This window comes from Paenisporosarcina sp. P5_A11, assembly GCF_056400705.1.
On record NZ_JBFUKT010000018.1, the window covers coordinates 1 to 20,699 of the forward strand.

The window sequence follows — 20,699 nt, forward strand, 5'->3', positions numbered from 1 at the left end:
CATTTATCCTGATAGTTGGATTCCTACTCAGCATCAGTGTTGGCTATATGACGGTGCATGCAGCAAGCGATGCATATAGTCTGACAGAAGCAGAAAGCTTTAGTTCCAAGTCGGGTGCCTACCTTAAAGTCGAAGCTTGCCCAGATGGTGGACAATGTATAGGAGGTACTAATGACAACCAGTATTTAGTATATAACAATATTGACTTTGGTAGCGACGTTAATGGCGCTACGAAATTTAGTGCAAGACTTTCAGTTAAGGGATCAAATGCAGGGGGAAATATTGAAGTATGGATTGACGGTCCGACCAGCGCGAATGGTGAAAAAGTGGGAACACTTACTGCCGCAGCTACCGCACCGGATAACTGGAATGTCTATAAAACTATGTCAACCGATATTACTGAAGTTACAGGAATTCATGATGTATACCTTGTCGTAAAGGTTGCGGCGGGAAAAACATATGTAGCCAACCTCAACTGGTTTCAGTTTTCAAAGACATTGAACAGCTTTGAGCTTACAAAACCACCAGCAAAGACTGTATACCGTATTGGAGAGAGCCTTGATATCACGGGTATGGAAGTCAGAGGCACCTATATTGACGGTTCGACTAGGGTGGAGGAAGTCAGAGCTTCCGACGTAAGCGGATTTAACAGTTCATCTGCAGTGGCCAGCCAGATACTAACCGTCACAGTACGCGGTAAGACAGTAACTTATCCAGTAGAAATAAAGCCGAAGGTACTAACAAGCATCACAGCACCTACAGCGATTACAGGTGTGGTAAACGGAACAGCGCCTACACCGGTGGCCACTGGATTGCCTAGCACAGTAGTACTGGTGACCGACGGCGGTAATTTGAATGCACCTGTAACCTGGAATATAGATGCATCAGGCTATGATCCGGCCGTAAAAACCGAGCAGAGTTTCACGGTAAAGGGAACAGTAAATCTGCCTACAGGGGTTACAAATCCGGATAATGTAGCATTGTCAACAAGCATCAATGTTACGGTTCTTGCTTCAACAACACCTGACAAGGATACTAGTTATAAATTCAGCTTTATGTCCATTTCTGATACACATGCAAATGTACAAGGGGATATCGCCGATGTCAGACTTGACAATGCATTGCAAGAAGCAGTTAGCAATAATGTGCAATCCGTTAGCGTTGGTGGAGATCTTACTGAATATGGCACAGACGCACAATATAATACATTAATGAAAACAATGAACAAATATCCTCAACTTGATCGCAACTTGATTTTAGGGAACCATGATGTAAGGTGGATGGGAGGTTTTGAAACTGCTAAAAACAGATTTTTGACACATACTGGTATGCCAGGTGTTTATTATGATAAGTGGATAAGCGGATACCACTTCATCTATTTGGCAACGGAGACTGATGATAAAGACAGTGCATATATATCGGATACCCAGATGAAGTGGTTAAGCGATAAGTTGGCGGAGAATGCAAGTAAAGACAAACCGATATTTCTCTTCCTTCATCAGCCACTAGATAATACCGTATATGAGGAATATCCTTCGGATCCTTATCAAAGTGATGAGGTACAGGATCAAAAGTTAAAGGACATTATTGGAAAATATCCTCAAAGCGTTTTGATAACGGGACATATACATTATCCTCTCACGTTACCGGGTACTTTCTATAACAAACAGTACTTTACAATGATGAGAGATGGAGCTATCAAGGATTCAGGTCAAGGCTTGATTTTAGATGTTTATGCCGACAGAGTGGTGATAAATGGAAGGGACTTCTCGAAAAAAAGTACGGTAACTACCTGGACCATAAATAATTACACGGCGGATGCACTAGCAGCAGATAAACAAGCGCCTACCGCACCAACTAATGTCTCAACGAAAGTATTAACAGACAAGATGGCAATTCTGTCATGGGATGCAGCTACAGATGATTTTACGGGTAATGTAGGTGTTACAGGCTACGATATTTATAATGGAAATACTCTGATTGGATCAACAACAGGGCGTATGAACTTTAAAGTGACAGGACTGACCGCAAATACGGATTACAAATTTACCGTAAAAGCCAGGGATACAGCAGGAAATGTTTCAGATGCTAGCAACCCATTAAAAGTTACCACTTTAGCCTTTGATCCTGCTCCGGTAAATTTGGCTCTGAACAAGACAGTTACAACCAACGGAAGTGTGGCGGGATACGAACCGTCCAAGGCAGTAGATGGATCGGCTGCAAGTAGCAGAAAGTGGTCTTCAAATACTACCGGTGACAAATGGCTGATGGTCGATCTTGGACAAAATTATAATATAAGCAGGTGGGTAGTAAAGCACGCAGGAGAAGGCGGAGAGACCTTGTCCCTGAATACAAAGAATTATAAGCTTCAGGGAAGTCAAGATGGAACTACTTGGACTGACATGGATTCAGTAACAGGAAACGTTTCAAACAGCACGGACAGGTATATAACGAAATCCACCGCAAGGTACGTAAGGCTTTATATTACTACACCGCAAAATTATGCGGAAACGGGAACTGCAAATATTTATGAATTTGAAGTCTATGGGCGGGGCGACGATGTTCAGCCGCCTGTTACGACAGCAACGACGGATGGGGTTACCGGTGACGACGCTTGGAATGCACGGGATGTGCATGTTAAGTTCACTGCAGATGACGATCCAACCGGAACTGGTGTAAATCACATTGAGACAAAGGTAGACGGCGGAGATTGGACAAACAAGACCGAATTGACGCTGACTGCTGAAGGTACGCATAGTGTCGAGTATCGTGCCATAGATAACGCCGGCAATGTGGAATCAGTGAAACATCTTGCCATTGGCATCGATAAGACGGCACCGGCAATCGCGGTATCCCTACCGGGGAATGGGAGCATTTATGAAGATTCCGGGGATTTGACGCCTCAGTTTGAATTGATCGACAACTTCTCGGGTGTCGACAACAGCAATACGACGGTGACGCTCGATACGTATTCTTACAAAATCGGAACGAAGATCCCGCTGTATACCTTGCCGCTTGGTCTGCATACCCTTGTAATATCCTCTAGTGACCTAGCCGGCAATAAGGGGAGCAAAACCGTTCACTTTAAGACAGTGGCCAACATCGATTCCATAAAGGCGTTGGTAACACGTTTTGTCGATACCAAATGGATCGACAATGCCGGAATTGCCAATAGCATGCGGGCTAAATTGGCATTCAACAACTTAAACGGCTTTGTGAATGAAGTGAAGGCACAAAACGGGAGACACATTTCAAGTGAAGCTGCAACCTATTTGCTGCGAGACGCTCAATATGTGTTGTCACAACAATAGCGTATTTATGAAAAGATAGAGGAAACGGATTCCAGTATGACTTGAGTTATAAACTCAAATTACTTGGAACTCACACTGGCAGTGTGAATGTCATCTTCGAAAATAACAAGAAAATAAATGTACAGTATAAGAGCACACTCATATGGGTGTGTTTTTTGATATAAGATTCCAACCCATATTTCTTGAAATAGAAAAAGCACCATCTCCGAAGAGATGATGCTTTTATGGAAGAACCCTTCGTTCCTTAAGGGTTCTCGTGGGTTTGGCACCCAATGATCCCGACTGGGCTCGAACCAGCGACCTCCACCCTGTCAAGGTTACGATGTATAAAACAATCGGAAGTATCAGCGTCAAAACCACGTTACGCAAGCGTTGAGTCTACGTTTACTATCGTATTATAGCATACGTAACTTGTCGAATCAATACGATACAGCGCTACCCTACGAGTACCCACGGTGATTTTAGCGGTTTATATAGAAGAAACACGGAAAATACGAAGGAACCTCGTTTTAATTAACGGGGTTCTTTTTTCGTTTATTTTAATTCCAATGTCGCAATATGCGGATTCATTTATACAGAAGTAGTAAGAGCGGATTCATTTATACAGAAGTAGTAAGAGCGGATTTAATTTAATTCCGATGTCCCACATTCCTTAAATCGTGGGGAATAAGGAGTAAGGACGTAATAACACGGAAGGGGTGACGGTATTTAAACGAATTGATTTTACAGCGACTTGTTGGCGCAAGACGACGTAAAGGGTTGGCATCATATTCGGAGGTGGAACGAATGAAAACGGAAGATAACGTAGTGACGCGTGAGGAATTGATTGCGCAAGGTTGTACGGAGAAGATGACATCTAATGGGAAGACGTACTTAGAAAATTCAAACGGAGAAATGGTTGCGAAGGAGTGCGGGGTTTGTTCAGAAGTTCTGGCTTTAGTTAGTTTCTACAAGGGTAGCGCATTTGGTGGTCGGGGAAGTAGTTGCAAGGCGTGTATCAGTGAAATCATGCGTAAAAAATATGCTGACAACCCGGCAAAGTATATCGAAGGAGGTCGTAAATCCCGTAAGGCAAACTCTGAAAATGTGCGTGAAAGGAAGCGTAGATATCGTGAAGCAAACCCGGAAAAGGTACGCGAAAACAGACGTAAACACCGTGAATCTAATCGGAGACAGTATGTCATAAGAGAGCAGAGACGGCGCGCACGTAAAGCCGCGTTACCTGATACACTTACTCAGGAGCAATGGGAGTGGGTAGTCACGGTTTTTGAAGGAGGTTGCGTACTTACCGGCTCGGAGGATTATATATTAGAGCACGTGGTTCCGATTTCATCGGGGCACGGAGGTACGACAATAGAGAACATAGTTCCAATGTGTAGGGAATTAAACAGTTCGAAACACAACGCAAACATATWCGAATGGTTCAACGCTAACCGAGTACGCTTCGGTTTATCGCAGACGAAATTCGACGCCTTAATCTCGTACTTAGCGGAAGTAAACGGAATGACCGCGAAAGAATATCGCATGTACGTCGATTGGTGCTTCGATAATCCACGCGACATCGACGACTTAGAAATGGAGGCAACGGGATGACGGATAAGAAACCGCTAGACTTCGAAGACTTCCGATTCGTACGTGTGACACGTCATGTACTCGATGATGAAACGTATTTAACGAAGCCTATCGAAAAGTTAGTTTACGCAGTCTTGTGTATGTACGCAAGTAATCGGACTATGAAATCACACCCGAGTGTAGCGACTCTAGCACGGAAATGTTGTTGCTCGGAGAATACGGTACGATCCGCGTTGAAACGATTAGAAGAACTCGAACTAGTCGACGTGAAGCAACGGAAGAACGGCTTTAAGAATTATTCGAATGAGTATACGTTATGGGTTCCGCCCGCGTGTTTTAGCGAGGGTACTTCAAATGATGAAGAAGGGTACTTCAAATCGTGAGGTAGGGTACTTCACCAGTTGAAGAGGAACTAGACTTACTTAACTAGACTTATATAACTAGACTAAACATTGCAGACGTAAATAAGTTCAAGTGATTGCTCGTGCTAAAGCACTCGCGCCAATGTAATTAATTAAGAGCAGTTACGCTAAAGTACAAACGCTAAATACCTAATGCAAGTATACCTATAATCGAAAGTCTTCTTATATAAGAGAATAAGCGTGCGCGGCGCTCAAATCCGCGACAACAACAAACGGAGGAATCACGCATGACATTAAACATCGAAATTAACGAAGATTTCCGAATTGTATCCGATTACCACAACGTAATCATCCAACGTCGCCACATCGTAGATCCATCGAAGTCGCCCGCATTTAAACCCGGCAAAACTGACCCGACGATTCGCGTAGAATATCGCGACTGGAAATACGCGCAGTCAATTACGCAAGTAGCCGATATTATCCTGCAACAACGTATCCGCGAGAGCGACGCGTCATCCTTACGTGAGTTAACCAACGAAATAGCATCGTTTAAGCGCGAGATTAGCGACTTAATCGGTGAATGAAGTATTTGCCCGTGGAATTAAACGGACGGTCTTACGTACGTATTCTATGGAGAAACGGAGGACGACGGAATGATAATCGCTAACATCGTAGCATTCGGAGCCACAGTCGTAGCAGTATACGCATTCGTCCGATTCGCAGAACGCAGATTCCACGTCAATCTCGACATCGCTCGTGATTTAAACGGTAAATAAGAAACGGAGGTCAGCGGATATGAAACACCGATACGGCGACGTTATTAAAGTCCTCGCTAACACGGAAATCAGCCACGGCATGACGCTAACAAACGGAAAGACGTACGATATCAGACGCGCGACTGAAAACGGCGTGTACATCGTTGACGACCGAGGCGAATCGTTTATCGTGCCGAAGTCGCAGCTTCAATATACGGAAATCGTGAAGGAGGAAAGCGGAATGAAATGGGAAATAGGCGAAAAATTACGTGTCATAAATGCAAACGCGATTCTCGAAGGGTACGCATTAAAGGACGGTCAAGTCTACGAGGTTATATCGGTTGATAGCGATGGGCTACCTGTAATTTATCCGGAGCCATACGGTGACTTCTCCTTTATCTCACGTGAGATGGCGTATATAGAACGCGCATTTGACGAAGAAGACACGGAACGCAACACTGAACTCGGTGAGCCAAGCGCAGATTGTAACTGCGTAACACTATCGGAAATATACGACGAAATAGTCGATATGAAAGCGATGATCGGGCGGTTAATTAGAAACGGAGGCGACGAGGAATGATAGAGGTAATGACGAAAAACGGATACAGACGTTTAATAAGTTGCAACGCAATACAAACGGTCGGCGAAATCCACGGAGAAGGCGCCTCTAAGACAGTAATTACGTTATCTAACGGTGAAGTCATTTTTACCGTGAATACTTACGACGAAATTAAATCGGCGTACTATTCGGAAGGAGTGAACGTATGAAACCCGAACAACTCGAAGCAATACGTAAGCGATCCGATAAAGCGAGCGGTAACTGGCTAGCGGATTACCTTAAAATGAAGAACGCGCAAGTCGTATTAGGTGACGACGTACCTGCGTTGCTTGCGGAGGTCGAGCGTTTGAGAAAAGCGTTAGAGAAAATATCCTACGTTTATGAAGATACGGGCGAATTCGCTTATAACCAACGAGGAATGTACGTAATAGCCAAAACGACATTGGAGGTGACGCCTAATGCCAGCGAAGAAATACGATGAACTACCGGTCGAGAAGTGGAATACGGCGCATTTTACGCAATACCTAATAGCCGAACATAAACGGATTATCGGCATTGATTATACGCCTTTCCGGGGCTATCAGGCAGAAGCCGGCATAATCGGACGCTATATCGGAACAGCGAAGAAACCGGGGCTATACGATAAGCAATTCGTTAAATCGTTTATAGATGCGTGCTTTGCGGAGTACAAACCTAAACGAGAATATCCGGGCATTAGCTTCGGATGGATGACGGTATACATGGCACGAAATATACAGCGATTACAGGCGGAATCAATACGTAAGGCAACGGCGAGTGACGCGGTGAAGGCGTCAGACAACGATAATTTAGACGAATTGGAGTCGTGGTTATGAACATCGAAAATTTCAGTCGGTTTAGAATAAACAACACGGGTAACTTCGTAGATGTACAGTCCTTCGGAGGACATTCGAGTTATGGCGTTGTTTTATCCGCGTATGATTTCGCCAGTAAGCGAGTAGAAATCCGAAGAAAGGAAAAGCAGACGGCGATGTTCGTATTTAAGTACGATGATTTAGAAATTCCGGAGTATTGGAAAGACGCGGACATTATTTTTACGACGTATGGCTCGGAGGAGGCGGACGAATGACAACCGAAGAACTCACGCTAATCGCCGCGGATTTCCTACGTGACACTTACGGCTTGCCTTTAGAGATTCCGATTAAACGTAATAACCGTCTGAAAGCGTGTCAAGGTCGATACATTACGACGCATGACGACGTGCCAATCGAAATTGACATCGCAGGCTCGATGATCGATTACGCGGATGACGCTGTCTTAATTGATACGTTGAAGCACGAATTAATACATTACGCGATGCACACGCTCGATAAGCCATATGAAGACGGTCGCCCGCAATTTGAAGCGGAGTTACAACGACAAGGCGTAAGCAGTACCGAATCGACATTCGTAGGCAAAGTATATACGTTTAAATGCGAGGCTTGCGGTACTGGCGAGGAAACGCGTGTGGCGAAGCATGTACGTAATTACCACCGATACACCACGGCTTGTTGCGAAAGCGCGGTACTCTACGAAGGTGAACGGATTTACAATGGAACGGAGGTCGAATAATTGACGCAGAAATGTATCTTAAATGAACGGAAAAAAGGCGGGTGCTCAACGTGTCAGCCGAACTGTCCGCATTTCATCGCGCTAAACGGACTATCCGGAACAGGGGGTAGAATCGGCGCAAGCGGACTTCCGAAGGACTATCGTGACTTAACGTTGAAGACTTCGCCAGTTCGTGGTGAGCAAGCGAAGATTTACGGCATGCTAGACGGTTATATAAAGACGTTCGAGCGCCAGTTTGATGCGGAAGGCGAAAGGGTTAAATCGCTATACTTATGGAGCGAATCGCCCGGCACCGGTAAGACTACGACTGCCTCTGCGTTGCTCAACGAATGGCTAATCGCTCATTACCTCGGCAGCCTAAAACGCGGTCAGCAACCGTCGCAACTACCGTCATTGATGCTCGACGTAAACGAATTACAAACACGATACAACCTAGCTACGATGACCGATGACAAAGCGGAACTCGACGACATTAAACGGCTTATGCGGAAGTGTATGGACGTACCGTTCCTTGTCGCAGATGACGTGGGAATTCGTTCAGCAAGCGAGTCTTTCAAATCGATTGTACACGGGATTATCAACGCGAGGACTACGCAATCGTTGCCGACCGTGTTTACGTCGAATCTACCGCTTGACGAAATGGCGAAGGTATTTGACGCGAGGCTAGCGGATCGTATGCGTGACATGTGCGCGGTGCTTCATTTTGACGGAGAGAGCAAGCGTGGGAAACGTTAAAGCGTAGTAGGCAGATAAAGCGAATTAGGAGGAGGATAAAAAATGAACAATAATGAGGATGTATATAAACCCGTTGTGCCTAAATGGGTCGCCAAAATTCTTGAGGGGCAAAGAAGACAAGATGTTTTTGCTTCACACGGACGAACAAAAGAATGGGATAAATGGAAACATAGGTATTCAAGAAAATTAAAATATGCAAGGTTGAACGGTTGGATTGTCGAAGAAGATTAGTTCGCAGTACATCCATACGTATACACAACGCTAACACAAAAACGGAGGGGAAAACGGAAATGGATAAAACGACGAAATTACAAAACTTAAACGATAGAATTTTTAAATTATCGGAAATCTTAAAAAGAAAACAAGAGAATAACGAGCCTATAACGGTGCAAGCACTCCTTCTAGAAGACCTCGCAAAAGAAATGCGCAAGTTAGTAGGCTTTGCGAATATTAAACTCGAAGTAATCACGCCAGCCGACGTCGAGCAAGCGGAGCCGAAACGCAACTCACGCACGAAACAAACGGAAATCGACGGACTACTCGACGAGTTAAACGTATTGAAAACGGTTATTGATATCTGCGGAAGTGACGAGGATTATGCCGTGAGAATTGCGGATGTGAAGCGTAAGTTGAAGGAGGCGACTGCGTGATGGACGAACTTTTAAAAGTAACTACAACATTTATGGGTATATGGACATTAATTTTTATTGTAGTGTTCATCATTTTTGTTAGTGGAGGGGAATCGGAATGAGCGAAAAAGTAGTATTAACTTCGAAGCAGGCCCCATTCGGCATACGCTTAACCTACTCGGAATTAAAATCGAAGGAGTGAACGCTAATTGAGCAACTACGGAATACTACTTTTGTCCAAGGTCATAGACACCAACGATCCTGCCGCCTTAGCACGCCTAAACATCGCAGAGGCGCATTTCAACACGGAAGCCGAACGCAAGGCATACCGTTTCATCAAGTCGTATTCGGAGCAGAACCGTGGGCAATCGCCGTCATACGCAACTGTAACGGAAGAATGCAGCGGATTCTTTTATACGCCGATGGTCGAGGATTCCTACGAGTATCTGACGCGTAAACTGATGAACGACAGCGCTGAATCGGAGTTTATGTCGTTCATTAACGAAGGCGAAATGAGCGGACTATTCGAGCGGTACCGTGACAATATGCCTAAGCTAATCAGCGAATTGACAGCGCGACTTGATACGATTAAACTAAGAACAGATGTTCGTAATAAAGTAGGATCGGATTTGAAAGCGGATGGTCAATCGTTCCTTGATGAATACGTAAATCGCAAGGAAGGCAAGTCATTCCGCATATGGAAATCGAAGTTTCCGAAGATAAATGAGCAAATCGGCGGTTACTTTAGCGGAAATATGTATACGTGGTACGCTCGCCCCGGGCGCGGTAAATCCGTTATTACAATGGAGGAAATCATTGAGTCCGCGATGCAAGGCGCTAACGTTCTCGTATGGGCTGCGGAAATGTCGCGATTCGAATGGTTAGCCCGTGCGTATTCGTCGATTAGCGCAAGAGTCAGCGGAACTACTGAAACGTTAGAAGGCGTTGATTACGAAGTAGGATTCGAGAATCGTGCGCTACTGACGGGTAAATTAAGCGAAGGGTACGAAGAAGGATTCCGCCAATTCCTAGCGGTACTTGATGGCGACGAAATTATGCCGGGTAAGATTATCGTGAGAGCAGCGGACGATATCGACTTTATGAAACGCGATGTAAAACAGTTAGAGGCGGATATTTTACAGACGAAGGCAGACGTCGTACTCGTCGATCCGATATACCTCCTAGATTACGAAGCGAATACGAGCAAGACGGCAGGCGGAGATGTTGCGAATACATCGAAGTTAATCCGAAGAATTGCCGGATATACAAATGCGGTGATACACGTAGTTACGCAAGCGGAAGAAGTTAAAGACGACCGTGACGAAGACGGCAACCGTGAGTTACGTGTGCCGAAACGAGCGGAGATAAAGAAAACGAAAGCAGTCCTCGAAGACGCTACGAACACATTCGGATTAGATTCGCTAGACGGTCGTGCGTTAATCGAGATAGGTAAGGGCAGAAATGGCGGAGAGGGAACGGAAATCGAATTACTGTATCTGCCGAATTTCGGAATAGTGCGCGAGTTTGAAGTCGGAGAGTCGGCGGTAAGTGATTTCGATTTCTGATGCACAGTAGACATAAAAGGTGAAGGAGTGGATAAAACATTGAAAGCAACGAAAGTAATTGAGAACTTACAAAAACTAATAGAAAAGCATGGCGATTGTGATGTGTATTATCATGATTACGAACAGATTACAGGATTCGACAGTGCTGATATTATCGAACAAAAGGTATACGGTTTCGGAAATGATACAAAAATATTTTACATCGAATAATTTAATGCTCCACCAAACGGTGAAGAGGTGAGGTGATTAAATGATGCAAGATAAGTTCTTACAGGATTTAATAAATTATCGTAAGTATGGAATGAAATATGCACTAGAACAAGTATCGAAAGATTGCATATGTAAAACGTGCGGTACAAAACACGGTAATACGGTGGGGGCAAATAAATGTTGTAAATGAACAGTACGTATTAAAGTCGACACAATAAGGAATCTAATTTGTGAAAGTGAGGGAGTGAATTAATGTTAATTATCATTCTACAATTACTTACTATATTTATCTTATATCGGTCAGGTTTTGCGCTAAACAAATTTCACACATGGTATAAATACGAGCGAGAATTGCCTTTAGCGTATCAAAAGCATAAAGAATGGCAGAAGTGGTAATGAACAGTTCGTCCAAAAGTGGACGAGTGAGCAACTAACGAATGTGTGAAGTATTGAAGTCTTACGAGTATAAGAAGGCATAATAAAAAGCCTACATTGTAGTAGACTTCGGGTTGGGTTGGTCTTCATATACAATCCAAGTTTCGCCAATCTTTATAGAAATAATTTTATTCTCGGCGCAAAGAGACTTAACGTACTCAACGGAAAGTCCCCAAAGTTCTGCGGCTCCACCATCGGTAGTATACAGTGACGTATTAATATTGTGATACTTTGCCATTAGAATCGACTCCTTTTAATTTTTATCTTTCTACATCTTATGCAGTCCGAAGTTAAAAGATGTTAGTCGTAGTTATAAATAGTTAGTAAAATTATAACAAATTTTAAAAGTATGGACGAAGGAGGAAACGGAATGAAAAACGTAAAAGTGACAATCGACCAACAAGCAGTAATCGACGGGTTAAAAAAACACGTGAGTATAAAGAGTCTTATATACTATCATCTCGACATGGATTACGCTCAACCGGAATTCGAAAGTATGACAGACGAGCAAACCGCGTCAGCTTGGTTAGGTATCACTGAAATTACGGAGACTACGAAGGAGGCGGACGATGCCTATAGTTAAAATCCGCAGTCAACCCGTCAATATCGATATCCGATCCGAGTTAGAAGCGTTCGAATGGCTGTCTCCGCGATGGTCACACGATAAGCTAATCGCGGCCAGTCCGTTTCGCTACGATAAGACACCGAGTTTCTTCGTTAACTTAGAAGGCGATTATGCGGGTGCGTTCGCTGATTCAGGAGCCTATGATTCCGAATGGGCTAGCGGAGGAATCGTTAAGCTACTCGCCTTCCTACGTAATGAAACCACGGAGGAAACGGAGGACTACTTGCTTGAAGCGAATGGCTTCGGAGAGTCAATCGAAAGGCAACGCTTAATCGTTCCGCATTTACGCGAACGCAAAGCCTTCCGACCACTCGACGCTAGCCTTATCGAAGTAGCGCAAAGTCCGTATCTAACAAAACGTGGTATCAGCGCAGAGGTACAGGCGAGAGCAGGCGTAGGTAAGTCGCGTCATGCCGGATTTGTAGCAATTCCGTGGCATTTACCGGACGGTCGGCTAGCTAACGTAAAGTACCGTGCGACACGTGGTAAAACGTTCTTCTACGAGAAAGGCGGTTATCCGATTAGGCAAGCGGTATGGGGCGCGGATTTAGTCGGCGAAGGTACTTGCGTAATCTGTGAGGCGGAGATCGATGCTTTAAGTTGGCACACAGCGGGTATACAAGCGGTAGCGATTGGCGGAATTTCCTTTAATTGGCGACAGGCGGACATAATCCGACAAATGCCAGCGAATAAATACGTAATTGCGGGCGATAACGATAAGGCGGGCGCTCGATTTAATGAAACCGTGGTGCGTACGTTGCAGAATGACGTGAGGCTTGCGGTCTTGCGGTGGGCGGACGATGGGCATAAGGATGCAAACGATGTGTTACGAAATAATGGAGCGGATGGACTACGCGAATTAACAAAACAAGTACTTCGTGTACCGGTTTTAAACAAATTATGACAAAATGTGCTAATGTTCGGTAATTCTAGTTTACAGCGTTGGGAATACGTGGTAAAGTTACCGAAACGCATGTTCGTATTACGTTTTGGCATAACAATACCGCAGACGGCCACATAAAAGACCGCCCGCGACCGATTAACGTTTGTACTCGAATAACTCGTCTATAGTACAGTTTAAGGCGAGCGCAAACTTAGCGGAAGTTTCAACGGACATCTTGACTTTATTATTCTCGTACACCGAAATACGTGAACACGGAATGCCGGTTAAGTCTTCAAGCTTTTGCTGGGAAATACCGAAGGCGTTACGTCGGTCGCGCAATTTACAACGCAACTGGACGTCTATAGCCGCACACCTCCGCAGAGTAGTTTAGCATAAATCTTGGAAATAAAAAAGACGCCAGTTACGGCGCCTTGATTTTAAAATGTTATTCGGAACTATCGGAAATAAATACAACAATCTTCTCAATAGGAACATCGAAATACTTACACAAGGTTTCAATTGTTTCAGTACGCACCGGTTGATCGTTGTTTAACGCCGTAGCAGCGTTCGAAGAAATTCCACAATCCTTACGTAATCTATACGACGAAACTCCTCTTTCCTTCATTAAAATACGAAGTGGCTCAAATGATAACATTATACATTCTCCCTCTTTATCTGAAAATTGTGAATATAAATATGTTGACTATCTCAACATACGCATTTATACTTACAATTATAACATGGTAAAAGTTTCATGGATTGTTAAATTATTTTTAAAAGGATGTCCCACATTACTTAAATCGTGGGGAATATACAAGTAGGAGGGATGAAATGATAGATTATCAATTAATTTCATATCAGCATTCATGGATTTTGAATGAAGTTTACAAAGCTTCAGACAAACTCAGAGGAAGACTTACCAACACTTCTTTATTCGAAAGTAGGGCATTGAATAAGATTGGTAAATACTTATCAATTGAAGAAACAAACGTAAAGAATAGACGGTATATCACAAGAATGGTACATCGAGAAGCTGCGGACGCTCTAATAAGGAAGAACAAAAAAGAGTACTCGACTAACTTTTCAGACATAGGTCATGAAAATGACGATGGAGAATATGTAGAATATGAACCGATAGATGTTTTGGCGAACGTCGAATCGGAAGTAATTGGAATTAAAGAAACGATCACCCTTTTGGCGAAGGGCGACCGTCGAAGAGAATTGATTTTGAACGCTTGGGCAAATGGATTTACAAATGATAAGGAGATTTCCCACACTTTGGCGAGTGTTTTATCGGGAAATGCCGAAAGTCATCGCAAATTCATTTTACGTTTCAAAACCGAATGTCGCGGAGTTTTATCCGCAACGGCTATTTAACTATGTGCGAACGAACTCGGTATATTTACACCTAAGTTCTTCGTCCGTTATTATATCACGTTTTCACTAAAATATAAAATCGGAGGTTTTTATTATGTTCTATAGTAAGTATACGCATGAAACGGAAGAAAGATTCACTTTAGGCGAAAATAAACTATACGACCGCCATCAAGCGGAATACGACTATAACGGTGCGATTGACAACGACGGCGATTCAGCGGATTACTACCGTCCATTATACTCCGTGAGAGTAGGCTGACCGTATGAAATATAATCCGTCAGTACATGCCGTCGAGCAAGCACGCATCAGATTTGGAGTAGCGGAGGAACACGCGAAGAACTGGTTTAATCAACTAATGGAAACGGCGCTATATGTAACGACGCAACAGCCCACCGGTAAAAAAGTATACAAGCATAGCGGTAAGGACGCGATGTTCGTAGTTGACACTAAGTCAAACGTAATAGTAACGATATTGCCGAAACACGGCGAAGGAGAACATACGAAAATCACAGCAGTAGCTAAACCGAAAGTCAGCGGATACAACGCAATCATCGAAAAGGCGCGCGAAGTCATCACGAAGGAAATCGCAAAGGCACGTCGCCAGTTTACGACAGAGACACGCAAGTTAACGTTAGCCGAAGCTGAAATCGGATTCGAAATAGCGACGTTAGCGTTAAACAAAGCACGCGCTAGAAATCCGCTGACACAAGCGTCGATTGAAGCGAAGATTAACGAATTGGAGAACGGTCGGCAAGCGGTGTTCGCCGAGTTGCTGACGGTGAAAGAACGCTTTGAGCAGATGCGTAGAGATGCGGAGGGTTATCTATGAAGGCGTTAAGTACACGGAAGTCAACGGACTTGACGCATTTAACTTGGCGGAAAATGTGGCGTAGATTTATCGGTTATTAATAGAAGGAGGCGGACGGAATGAAAGACTTCGATAAATTAAAGCGTCAAGCGCAGAAACTTCCGGATATTGAAGACTGCGAGTTGTGCGGAGGTACCGGAATTATATCGCAAGATGATGACGATATCGCAACGTACGTACACTTCGAATCTTACGCTTGTGAATGCAGAAACGTATCCGAAGAGTAACAACCGCCGACCACACGTCGGCAAACGCTTCTAACGACCGGTGCTAGACGTTAGGGTCGTTTGCGGACGTGGGGAAACCGTAGGAAAGTCGACGCCTACGAAAGCACAACGTCTGACAAAACATTACGCAAAGGGGCGCTATCATTGACAAATTACAACAGCGGAGTAGACGCATTAAACGCTTTAAACGCAACAAACGAATCAGGCGGAGGTATGGAATTCAGCAGCTTTAAATCCGGATCATCGTTTAAAGTCCGCGTATTAGGACAAACGGATTTCATTCACTTCCGTAGCTTCGGAATCTTTAAGCAGGTGAATTCGTTTTCCGCGAAGAATCCAGCGACATACAACGCGAAAGGCTATCCGCAAGATAACCTCGGCGCTTGGGACAAAGCGGGCGAATACTACTCGAAACTAGCGTTCGATACGAGCGACAAGGATAAGCAAACGGAACTACGCAATGAGGCGTATAAGTACCGCGCTAAAGAACGTTTCGCGATGGGCTTCATTGACCTCGATACAGGCGAGCCGATCATTATCGACGTAAGCAAGCCGCAAGCACAGGCGATTCATACGATTATCCGCAAGAACGAGAAGAAACTCGCTAAAGTAGCGTTCGAACTCGAAAAGAACGGCCAAGGAACGTCAACGTCGGTTCTACTGTCGCCACTTTCGCTTGACCCGGAAGACGACGAAGTGACACCGAAGCAACGTGAAAACTACGCCAAGTATGACGGCAAGCAATTCGATATGGCGTTGTTCGACGGTCTTCTATATGAAGCGGATGATTCGGAGCAGTTACAGCTACTTACGCAAGCCGGCTTTGACATCGCTTTAATCGGCGCAAGCAAGACGGAAGCACCAACTGCGGGCGATGACCTTAATCCGGATGACCTGCCGTTTTGACGCCAATGACAACGGCGGCAGTCGGTCGCCACTCGGAACTACTCGCAATAACGGCATTACTCGCTAACGGTTATACGGTTTTGGAACCCGCAGTTCCAGAGCCGTTCGACCTTGCGATAACACGGAGAGGCGAACGTAAACTCGTACGTATTCAAGTGAAGACGGCGCTCTACCGTGAAAAGGACGGCATTGCGTACTACGTCGTGAAAGGTAAGAAGAACAGCGGTATCGTTTACGGCTTAGACGACTGCGACATATTTATCGGAGTCATCGGTAACGACGTTTACATGTTCGACAATACCGAAATCACCGAATATTGGGTTCGAGCGGATGCAATCGAAGGTAAGTGGACGCGGTTAACTACGCGGTTAGAATACGCACAATCAAAAACGGAAAGCGAGGCGGTTTAGTTGGCGAAATTAAACGATGTGAAAACGTTGGATATGGCGGGCGGTGAGATTACGAAGATTGCATATAACGGTGCGAATTACGTGAAAACGGATGCCCCACCGCAGGTTGGCGACTTAATGCTAGAAACCACCGGACGGAAATACTCGGACGTAACTAAAGGCGCGTTTTACGAAATTATTAGACTTGATTCCGATGATGATCCGGAATTTATCGACGATGAGGGAGATTTAAACGCTGTAGATTTAAACTACGAAGGGGAAACTAAAAATGTTTACTATCGCGAGCAAAGTACAAACTCGTCGCTAATGAACCGAGTGACTGCCCTTGAAGAACGTTTAGCCGCGCTAGAAGCCAAATCCGTAGTCGACACGTTGAAAGTCGGGGATAAAGTGCGAGTTATAGGTTTGAGCGTTTTCGGAATGTCTAACATTGGTGAAGTCGGAATCGTCGATGGAATTGATTCGGACGGAGAATATTACGTAGTATTCGAAGATTCAGAGGAAGAGCGACTATATAAACGAGAACATATCGAATTTCTCGACCGCAACTAAACGAAAGGAGGGCGCAGTCATGACGCCAAACAACAAACCGAAGTTAACGCTGAACATCGCAGCAAAGCCGTCCGCTGACACCGCGCAAGCCTTGACGGATGCGGTCGGCCGTAAAGTGAAAGCGACGGAGTCACTTACAGACGCTTGGGTACGGATACTTGCGATGAAAAACGGTGACTCTGACGCGGTTAAACTCCGCGAAGTCAAGCGTGCGATGGACGAAGGCACAATCGGCAGAGCGGTGGAATCGTCGGGTAAAAGGTTTTCGAAGGCGGAGTGCCTACGGTTGTATACGATACTTGCCGAGAGCCAACGTGAACAGAAACTCGCGGATTTAGTCGCTAACATACCCGATAACTACGTGCTACTGCTTGACGACGAAGCAATCCGCAAGGTAACGAATGTTCCGTATAATGCGATGAACAATCCGATAGTAGCAGTAGATACGGAGACGACTGGCCTTGACGTTTATGTCGACGTGATTGTAGGCGTTTCGATTACGCTACCAAGTTCGGACACTCACTACTATATACCGTTCAAGCCAACGCTCGACGATCGTGCGCTACCGATAGAAAAGTTAGAACTGATACGGACACTAATCGAATCGGATGTAATCGGCAAGGTACTGCATAACGCTAACTACGATATTAACATGTTCAAACGACACGGTATTGAGTTAAACGGATTAGCTTGGGACACAATGACCGCGATGCACGTACTAAACGAAAACGAACCGTCATACGCGTTGAAGAATCTAGCGACTAAGTACCTCGGAGAACCTTCCGATACATTCGCTGAACTATTCGGAAAAGACGCTAAGTTCGCAGAAGTACCTCTCGACATTGCGTTAGTTTACGCAGCTAAAGACACCGACTTAACATGGCGCCTTTACGAGTTTCAGCGGTCGCATATGGAGAAAATGCCGAATGTACTTCGCTACTATGAAACGGTGGAAGTTCCGTTGCTATACGTAATCGTCGAACTAGAACGAAACGGCTACGTACTCGACTTAGACTTTGCGAAGAAGTTCGGTCATGAGTTACAAACGCAGGCAAACGAATTACATGCGTATCTAATCGCAGAACTATCGAAGCATCACGATAGTGACGAGCCGATGAACTTAAATTCACCGCAACAATTACGCCCAGCACTATCGAAGCATATCGGTAAGGAGTTGCCGAACCTTGACGCTAAGCGAACGCTTAAACCATTGCGAAGTAAGCACGAAATTATCGACAAGCTACTAGAATATCGACGCATTACGAAGTTATCCGGAACTTATATAGATACGCTACCGACGAAGCAACATCCCGTAACGAAACGATGGCACTCTCGATACAATCCGATGGGAACGGTGACGGGTCGATTCAGTTCCGGCATGGATAAAGACAATAGCGACGATCAGTCGTTTAACGTTCAGAATCAACCGAAGAACGCCCGTAAGATGTTCGTGRCACCGCCTGGAAAAGTAATCGTAGGTGCCGATTTCAAGGCGCAGGAAATACGATGTGTAGCGTACCTATCTAAAGAGCCTGCGCTAATAAAGGCGTTCGTAGAAAACAAAGACCCTTACGCTAATCTCGCAGTAGAGTTTACGGGATTGCCTTACGAAGAAGTTTATAAAACGGCTGACGGTGAGGACACGGAATGGCGCAAGAAAATGAAGGTTGCGTGGTTAGCTGCGCTATACGGCGCAAGTGGTTTTACGTTAGGTGAGTGGTTAGGCGTTCCGAAGAAAGAGGCGGAAGACTTCATGAGCAAGTTATGGAAGTCGCTTCCTTCGCTTGGTTCGTGGATTACCGGAAATACGGAATTCGTTAAGAAGAACGGCTACGTATGGATGGACAAAGAGCAGCGTAAACGACGACTACCCGAAGCTAAAGGCACACGTAAGAATATTCCATACGGTAAATACGATGATCCGAAATACGCGGAAGACAAGAGGCACAACGGAAAGATAGGCGGTTCTATCCGCCAAGCAACAAACGCACGTGTCCAAGGGAGTTCGGCCATTCAGACGAAGGTAACGATGATTCGAGCACATGAAGAATGTCGGAAACGTGACGGATGGCATCTGTGGAGTTCATGTCACGACGAATTACTGTTCGAAATACCGGAAGACTTTACCCGTGAGGATATCGCAGTCATCGAAGATGTAATGCTTAATTCGTATCAGTTCGGAGAGGTAAAGAATGGGACTGACATCGAAGTCATGCGTGTATGGGGTGGGGGTATAACGGTCGATAACTGGTTCGCCAATAAAGAAACGGAGGAATTAAACTGACTAAAGAAATTATTACGAATAAAGGCGATGTCATCTTGGTAGACGACGAGGATTTTCGCGAACTTTCTAAATATACATGGGATTTAGGTAGAACCGGTTATGTACGTGCTCGCCCGTGTGTTGAGGGTGTCCGCCATCATTTCTTATTACACCGAATTATCTTAGGAGCAAAGAAATGTGAATTAGTCGACCATATTAACGGAGACAAACTCGACAATAGGCGTTGCAACATTAGACTCGCTACTCACGAGGAAAACTCACGCAATAGGAAAACACCGATTACTAACCGATCCGGATATAAAGGAGTGGCGAAGGTTAAGGGATATGAGAAGTACAAAGCATACGTCCAATTAGGAAAAGGGCAGTCTCACTTAGGTTACTTCGATAATCCACACGACGCTGCACGAATGTATAACTTTTGGGCGTTAGACTTATTCGGAGAATTCGCAAGGTTAAATATCATTGAGGAGGAAACCGCATGACAAACGAAATCACGAAACCAACGGAAATCATCATCCGCAAGCTATCTAAACCCGGATGTCGACCGTGCGCAGTCCTCGGATACATGCTCGAAAGCATCGCGGATCAGCTAGCGAAAGCCAACGCAGTCGTATCGGAACACGACATCGTATTGGAGCACGATTTGATACGCCGATACGAAATTACGTCAGTTCCGGTACTCGTATTTGAGCGTAACGGCGTAGAAATTACGCGACTAAACGGAATGGTCAGCGCCGAAGAAGTCATGGACGCGGTTGATTATGCGAAGGAATCACGATGATCGCGGGACTACTACTCGCACCTGCCGTAGCCTTGACGATATGGGCGGTCGCTAATCACTAC

The 20,699-nt window shown here is 44.9% G+C and carries 31 protein-coding genes; 28 read left to right on the forward strand and 3 right to left on the reverse strand.

Going from position 1 to position 20,699, the window contains the following annotated elements; genetic code table 11:
• Positions 1–47 precede the first annotated feature (47 nt).
• From AC1DOS_RS05315 to AC1DOS_RS05390, 16 genes are all read left to right on the forward strand, one after another.
• Positions 48–3,311, forward strand: a complete 3,264-nt coding sequence (locus AC1DOS_RS05315; RefSeq protein WP_477536643.1) for a carbohydrate-binding protein — start codon at positions 48–50, stop codon at positions 3,309–3,311.
• Between the two features lie 717 nt (positions 3,312–4,028).
• On the forward strand, positions 4,029–4,904 hold the full coding sequence (locus AC1DOS_RS05320; protein ID WP_477536644.1) for an HNH endonuclease signature motif containing protein: 876 nt from the start codon (positions 4,029–4,031) through the stop codon (positions 4,902–4,904).
• On the forward strand, positions 4,901–5,266 hold the full coding sequence (locus AC1DOS_RS05325) for a helix-turn-helix domain-containing protein (protein WP_477536645.1): 366 nt from the start codon (positions 4,901–4,903) through the stop codon (positions 5,264–5,266). Before AC1DOS_RS05320 ends, AC1DOS_RS05325 begins: the two co-directional genes overlap by 4 nt.
• Before the next feature lie 266 nt (positions 5,267–5,532).
• Positions 5,533–5,829: a hypothetical protein gene (locus AC1DOS_RS05330; protein WP_477536646.1), complete on the forward strand. Its 297-nt coding sequence runs from the start codon at positions 5,533–5,535 to the stop codon at positions 5,827–5,829.
• 69 nt (positions 5,830–5,898) lie between these two features.
• Complete coding sequence (locus AC1DOS_RS05335) at positions 5,899–6,021, forward strand: hypothetical protein (RefSeq protein WP_477536647.1); 123 nt, start codon at positions 5,899–5,901, stop codon at positions 6,019–6,021.
• 19 nt (positions 6,022–6,040) lie between these two features.
• Positions 6,041–6,580 carry a hypothetical protein gene (locus AC1DOS_RS05340; protein WP_477536648.1) on the forward strand — a complete coding sequence of 180 codons (540 nt, stop codon included), beginning with the start codon at positions 6,041–6,043 and terminating at the stop codon, positions 6,578–6,580.
• A complete protein-coding gene (locus tag AC1DOS_RS05345) occupies positions 6,577–6,768 on the forward strand; it encodes a hypothetical protein (protein WP_477536649.1) in 192 nt (63 codons plus the stop codon). The genes AC1DOS_RS05340 and AC1DOS_RS05345 overlap by 4 nt, the downstream gene beginning before the upstream one ends.
• Positions 6,765–7,040, forward strand: a complete 276-nt coding sequence (locus tag AC1DOS_RS05350) for a hypothetical protein (RefSeq protein ID WP_477536650.1) — start codon at positions 6,765–6,767, stop codon at positions 7,038–7,040. The genes AC1DOS_RS05345 and AC1DOS_RS05350 overlap by 4 nt, the downstream gene beginning before the upstream one ends.
• Positions 7,018–7,413, forward strand: coding sequence for a hypothetical protein (locus AC1DOS_RS05355; protein ID WP_477536651.1), 396 nt, complete (start codon positions 7,018–7,020; stop codon positions 7,411–7,413). The genes AC1DOS_RS05350 and AC1DOS_RS05355 overlap by 23 nt, the downstream gene beginning before the upstream one ends.
• Positions 7,410–7,667: a hypothetical protein gene (locus AC1DOS_RS05360; protein ID WP_477536652.1), complete on the forward strand. Its 258-nt coding sequence runs from the start codon at positions 7,410–7,412 to the stop codon at positions 7,665–7,667. The genes AC1DOS_RS05355 and AC1DOS_RS05360 overlap by 4 nt, the downstream gene beginning before the upstream one ends.
• Positions 7,610–8,149 (forward strand): SprT-like domain-containing protein, encoded by a 540-nt coding sequence (locus AC1DOS_RS05365; protein WP_477536653.1) that lies wholly within the window; start codon positions 7,610–7,612, stop codon positions 8,147–8,149. The genes AC1DOS_RS05360 and AC1DOS_RS05365 overlap by 58 nt, the downstream gene beginning before the upstream one ends.
• Before the next feature lie 483 nt (positions 8,150–8,632).
• Positions 8,633–8,884 carry an ATP-binding protein gene (locus AC1DOS_RS05370; RefSeq protein ID WP_477536693.1) on the forward strand — a complete coding sequence of 84 codons (252 nt, stop codon included), beginning with the start codon at positions 8,633–8,635 and terminating at the stop codon, positions 8,882–8,884.
• 42 nt (positions 8,885–8,926) lie between these two features.
• Positions 8,927–9,115 (forward strand): hypothetical protein, encoded by a 189-nt coding sequence (locus AC1DOS_RS05375; RefSeq protein WP_477536654.1) that lies wholly within the window; start codon positions 8,927–8,929, stop codon positions 9,113–9,115.
• Between the two features lie 59 nt (positions 9,116–9,174).
• Positions 9,175–9,534, forward strand: coding sequence for a hypothetical protein (locus AC1DOS_RS05380; RefSeq protein ID WP_477536655.1), 360 nt, complete (start codon positions 9,175–9,177; stop codon positions 9,532–9,534).
• A 467-nt stretch (positions 9,535–10,001) separates the two neighbouring features.
• Entirely contained in the window at positions 10,002–11,078 is a 1,077-nt protein-coding gene (locus tag AC1DOS_RS05385) for a DnaB-like helicase C-terminal domain-containing protein (protein ID WP_477536656.1), read from the forward strand.
• A 27-nt stretch (positions 11,079–11,105) separates the two neighbouring features.
• The gene (locus tag AC1DOS_RS05390) at positions 11,106–11,288 is read left to right on the forward strand and encodes a hypothetical protein (protein ID WP_477536657.1); all 183 of its coding nucleotides are present in this window, start codon (positions 11,106–11,108) and stop codon (positions 11,286–11,288) included.
• 487 nt (positions 11,289–11,775) lie between these two features.
• On the opposite strand, the gene AC1DOS_RS05395 is transcribed toward AC1DOS_RS05390, so the two are convergent.
• Positions 11,776–11,961: a hypothetical protein gene (locus tag AC1DOS_RS05395; RefSeq protein ID WP_477536658.1), complete on the reverse strand. Its 186-nt coding sequence runs from the start codon at positions 11,959–11,961 to the stop codon at positions 11,776–11,778.
• 132 nt (positions 11,962–12,093) lie between these two features.
• On the opposite strand from AC1DOS_RS05395, the gene AC1DOS_RS05400 reads away from it, so the two are divergent.
• Positions 12,094–12,306 (forward strand): hypothetical protein, encoded by a 213-nt coding sequence (locus AC1DOS_RS05400; protein WP_477536659.1) that lies wholly within the window; start codon positions 12,094–12,096, stop codon positions 12,304–12,306.
• Positions 12,293–13,252 (forward strand): toprim domain-containing protein, encoded by a 960-nt coding sequence (locus AC1DOS_RS05405; protein WP_477536660.1) that lies wholly within the window; start codon positions 12,293–12,295, stop codon positions 13,250–13,252. Before AC1DOS_RS05400 ends, AC1DOS_RS05405 begins: the two co-directional genes overlap by 14 nt.
• Positions 13,253–13,387: 135 nt before the next feature.
• Here AC1DOS_RS05405 and AC1DOS_RS05410 read toward each other — a convergent pair whose 3' ends face one another.
• Positions 13,388–13,582, reverse strand: coding sequence for a helix-turn-helix transcriptional regulator (locus tag AC1DOS_RS05410; protein ID WP_477536661.1), 195 nt, complete (start codon positions 13,580–13,582; stop codon positions 13,388–13,390).
• 94 nt (positions 13,583–13,676) lie between these two features.
• On the reverse strand, positions 13,677–13,886 hold the full coding sequence (locus tag AC1DOS_RS05415) for a helix-turn-helix domain-containing protein (RefSeq protein WP_477536662.1): 210 nt from the start codon (positions 13,884–13,886) through the stop codon (positions 13,677–13,679).
• A gap of 176 nt (positions 13,887–14,062) precedes the next feature.
• On the opposite strand from AC1DOS_RS05415, the gene AC1DOS_RS05420 reads away from it, so the two are divergent.
• The 10 genes from AC1DOS_RS05420 to AC1DOS_RS05465 all read left to right on the forward strand — a co-directional run bounded on the left by AC1DOS_RS05420 (position 14,063) and on the right by AC1DOS_RS05465 (position 20,637).
• Positions 14,063–14,608 carry a hypothetical protein gene (locus tag AC1DOS_RS05420; protein ID WP_477536663.1) on the forward strand — a complete coding sequence of 182 codons (546 nt, stop codon included), beginning with the start codon at positions 14,063–14,065 and terminating at the stop codon, positions 14,606–14,608.
• A gap of 94 nt (positions 14,609–14,702) precedes the next feature.
• Positions 14,703–14,867: a hypothetical protein gene (locus tag AC1DOS_RS05425; protein ID WP_477536664.1), complete on the forward strand. Its 165-nt coding sequence runs from the start codon at positions 14,703–14,705 to the stop codon at positions 14,865–14,867.
• Between the two features lie 4 nt (positions 14,868–14,871).
• Positions 14,872–15,438: a hypothetical protein gene (locus AC1DOS_RS05430; protein ID WP_477536665.1), complete on the forward strand. Its 567-nt coding sequence runs from the start codon at positions 14,872–14,874 to the stop codon at positions 15,436–15,438.
• 98 nt (positions 15,439–15,536) lie between these two features.
• Positions 15,537–15,704: a hypothetical protein gene (locus AC1DOS_RS05435; protein ID WP_477536666.1), complete on the forward strand. Its 168-nt coding sequence runs from the start codon at positions 15,537–15,539 to the stop codon at positions 15,702–15,704.
• Positions 15,705–15,848: 144 nt separating this feature from the next.
• Positions 15,849–16,610 (forward strand): hypothetical protein, encoded by a 762-nt coding sequence (locus AC1DOS_RS05440; protein WP_477536667.1) that lies wholly within the window; start codon positions 15,849–15,851, stop codon positions 16,608–16,610.
• A gap of 5 nt (positions 16,611–16,615) precedes the next feature.
• Positions 16,616–17,020, forward strand: a complete 405-nt coding sequence (locus AC1DOS_RS05445) for a group I intron-associated PD-(D/E)XK endonuclease (RefSeq protein ID WP_477536694.1) — start codon at positions 16,616–16,618, stop codon at positions 17,018–17,020.
• The gene (locus tag AC1DOS_RS05450; protein WP_477536668.1) at positions 17,021–17,572 is read left to right on the forward strand and encodes a hypothetical protein; all 552 of its coding nucleotides are present in this window, start codon (positions 17,021–17,023) and stop codon (positions 17,570–17,572) included.
• Positions 17,573–17,591: 19 nt separating this feature from the next.
• Positions 17,592–19,856: a DNA polymerase gene (locus AC1DOS_RS05455; RefSeq protein WP_477536669.1), complete on the forward strand. Its 2,265-nt coding sequence runs from the start codon at positions 17,592–17,594 to the stop codon at positions 19,854–19,856.
• 35 nt (positions 19,857–19,891) lie between these two features.
• A complete protein-coding gene (locus tag AC1DOS_RS05460; RefSeq protein ID WP_477536670.1) occupies positions 19,892–20,338 on the forward strand; it encodes an HNH endonuclease in 447 nt (148 codons plus the stop codon).
• Entirely contained in the window at positions 20,335–20,637 is a 303-nt protein-coding gene (locus tag AC1DOS_RS05465) for a thioredoxin family protein (RefSeq protein WP_477536671.1), read from the forward strand. The genes AC1DOS_RS05460 and AC1DOS_RS05465 overlap by 4 nt, the downstream gene beginning before the upstream one ends.
• Positions 20,638–20,699: the final 62 nt, after the last annotated feature.

Bases quoted from the DNA above. Each gene is read 5' to 3' on its own strand.
- AC1DOS_RS05315 (WP_477536643.1), top strand. From the start codon at position 48: ATGACGGTGCATGCAGCAAGCGATGCATATAGTCTGACAGAAGCAGAA.
- AC1DOS_RS05325 (WP_477536645.1), top strand. From the start codon at position 4,901: ATGACGGATAAGAAACCGCTAGACTTCGAAGACTTCCGATTCGTACGT.
- AC1DOS_RS05330 (WP_477536646.1), top strand. From the start codon at position 5,533: ATGACATTAAACATCGAAATTAACGAAGATTTCCGAATTGTATCCGAT.
- AC1DOS_RS05335 (WP_477536647.1), top strand. From the start codon at position 5,899: ATGATAATCGCTAACATCGTAGCATTCGGAGCCACAGTCGTAGCAGTA.
- AC1DOS_RS05340 (WP_477536648.1), top strand. From the start codon at position 6,041: ATGAAACACCGATACGGCGACGTTATTAAAGTCCTCGCTAACACGGAA.
- AC1DOS_RS05345 (WP_477536649.1), top strand. From the start codon at position 6,577: ATGATAGAGGTAATGACGAAAAACGGATACAGACGTTTAATAAGTTGC.
- AC1DOS_RS05350 (WP_477536650.1), top strand. From the start codon at position 6,765: ATGAAACCCGAACAACTCGAAGCAATACGTAAGCGATCCGATAAAGCG.
- AC1DOS_RS05355 (WP_477536651.1), top strand. From the start codon at position 7,018: ATGCCAGCGAAGAAATACGATGAACTACCGGTCGAGAAGTGGAATACG.
- AC1DOS_RS05360 (WP_477536652.1), top strand. From the start codon at position 7,410: ATGAACATCGAAAATTTCAGTCGGTTTAGAATAAACAACACGGGTAAC.
- AC1DOS_RS05370 (WP_477536693.1), top strand. From the start codon at position 8,633: ATGCGGAAGTGTATGGACGTACCGTTCCTTGTCGCAGATGACGTGGGA.
- AC1DOS_RS05375 (WP_477536654.1), top strand. From the start codon at position 8,927: ATGAACAATAATGAGGATGTATATAAACCCGTTGTGCCTAAATGGGTC.
- AC1DOS_RS05380 (WP_477536655.1), top strand. From the start codon at position 9,175: ATGGATAAAACGACGAAATTACAAAACTTAAACGATAGAATTTTTAAA.
- AC1DOS_RS05385 (WP_477536656.1), top strand. From the start codon at position 10,002: ATGTCGTTCATTAACGAAGGCGAAATGAGCGGACTATTCGAGCGGTAC.
- AC1DOS_RS05395 (WP_477536658.1), bottom strand. From the start codon at position 11,961: ATGGCAAAGTATCACAATATTAATACGTCACTGTATACTACCGATGGT.
- AC1DOS_RS05400 (WP_477536659.1), top strand. From the start codon at position 12,094: ATGAAAAACGTAAAAGTGACAATCGACCAACAAGCAGTAATCGACGGG.
- AC1DOS_RS05405 (WP_477536660.1), top strand. From the start codon at position 12,293: ATGCCTATAGTTAAAATCCGCAGTCAACCCGTCAATATCGATATCCGA.
- AC1DOS_RS05415 (WP_477536662.1), bottom strand. From the start codon at position 13,886: ATGTTATCATTTGAGCCACTTCGTATTTTAATGAAGGAAAGAGGAGTT.
- AC1DOS_RS05420 (WP_477536663.1), top strand. From the start codon at position 14,063: ATGATAGATTATCAATTAATTTCATATCAGCATTCATGGATTTTGAAT.
- AC1DOS_RS05425 (WP_477536664.1), top strand. From the start codon at position 14,703: ATGTTCTATAGTAAGTATACGCATGAAACGGAAGAAAGATTCACTTTA.
- AC1DOS_RS05430 (WP_477536665.1), top strand. From the start codon at position 14,872: ATGAAATATAATCCGTCAGTACATGCCGTCGAGCAAGCACGCATCAGA.
- AC1DOS_RS05435 (WP_477536666.1), top strand. From the start codon at position 15,537: ATGAAAGACTTCGATAAATTAAAGCGTCAAGCGCAGAAACTTCCGGAT.
- AC1DOS_RS05445 (WP_477536694.1), top strand. From the start codon at position 16,616: ATGACAACGGCGGCAGTCGGTCGCCACTCGGAACTACTCGCAATAACG.
- AC1DOS_RS05465 (WP_477536671.1), top strand. From the start codon at position 20,335: ATGACAAACGAAATCACGAAACCAACGGAAATCATCATCCGCAAGCTA.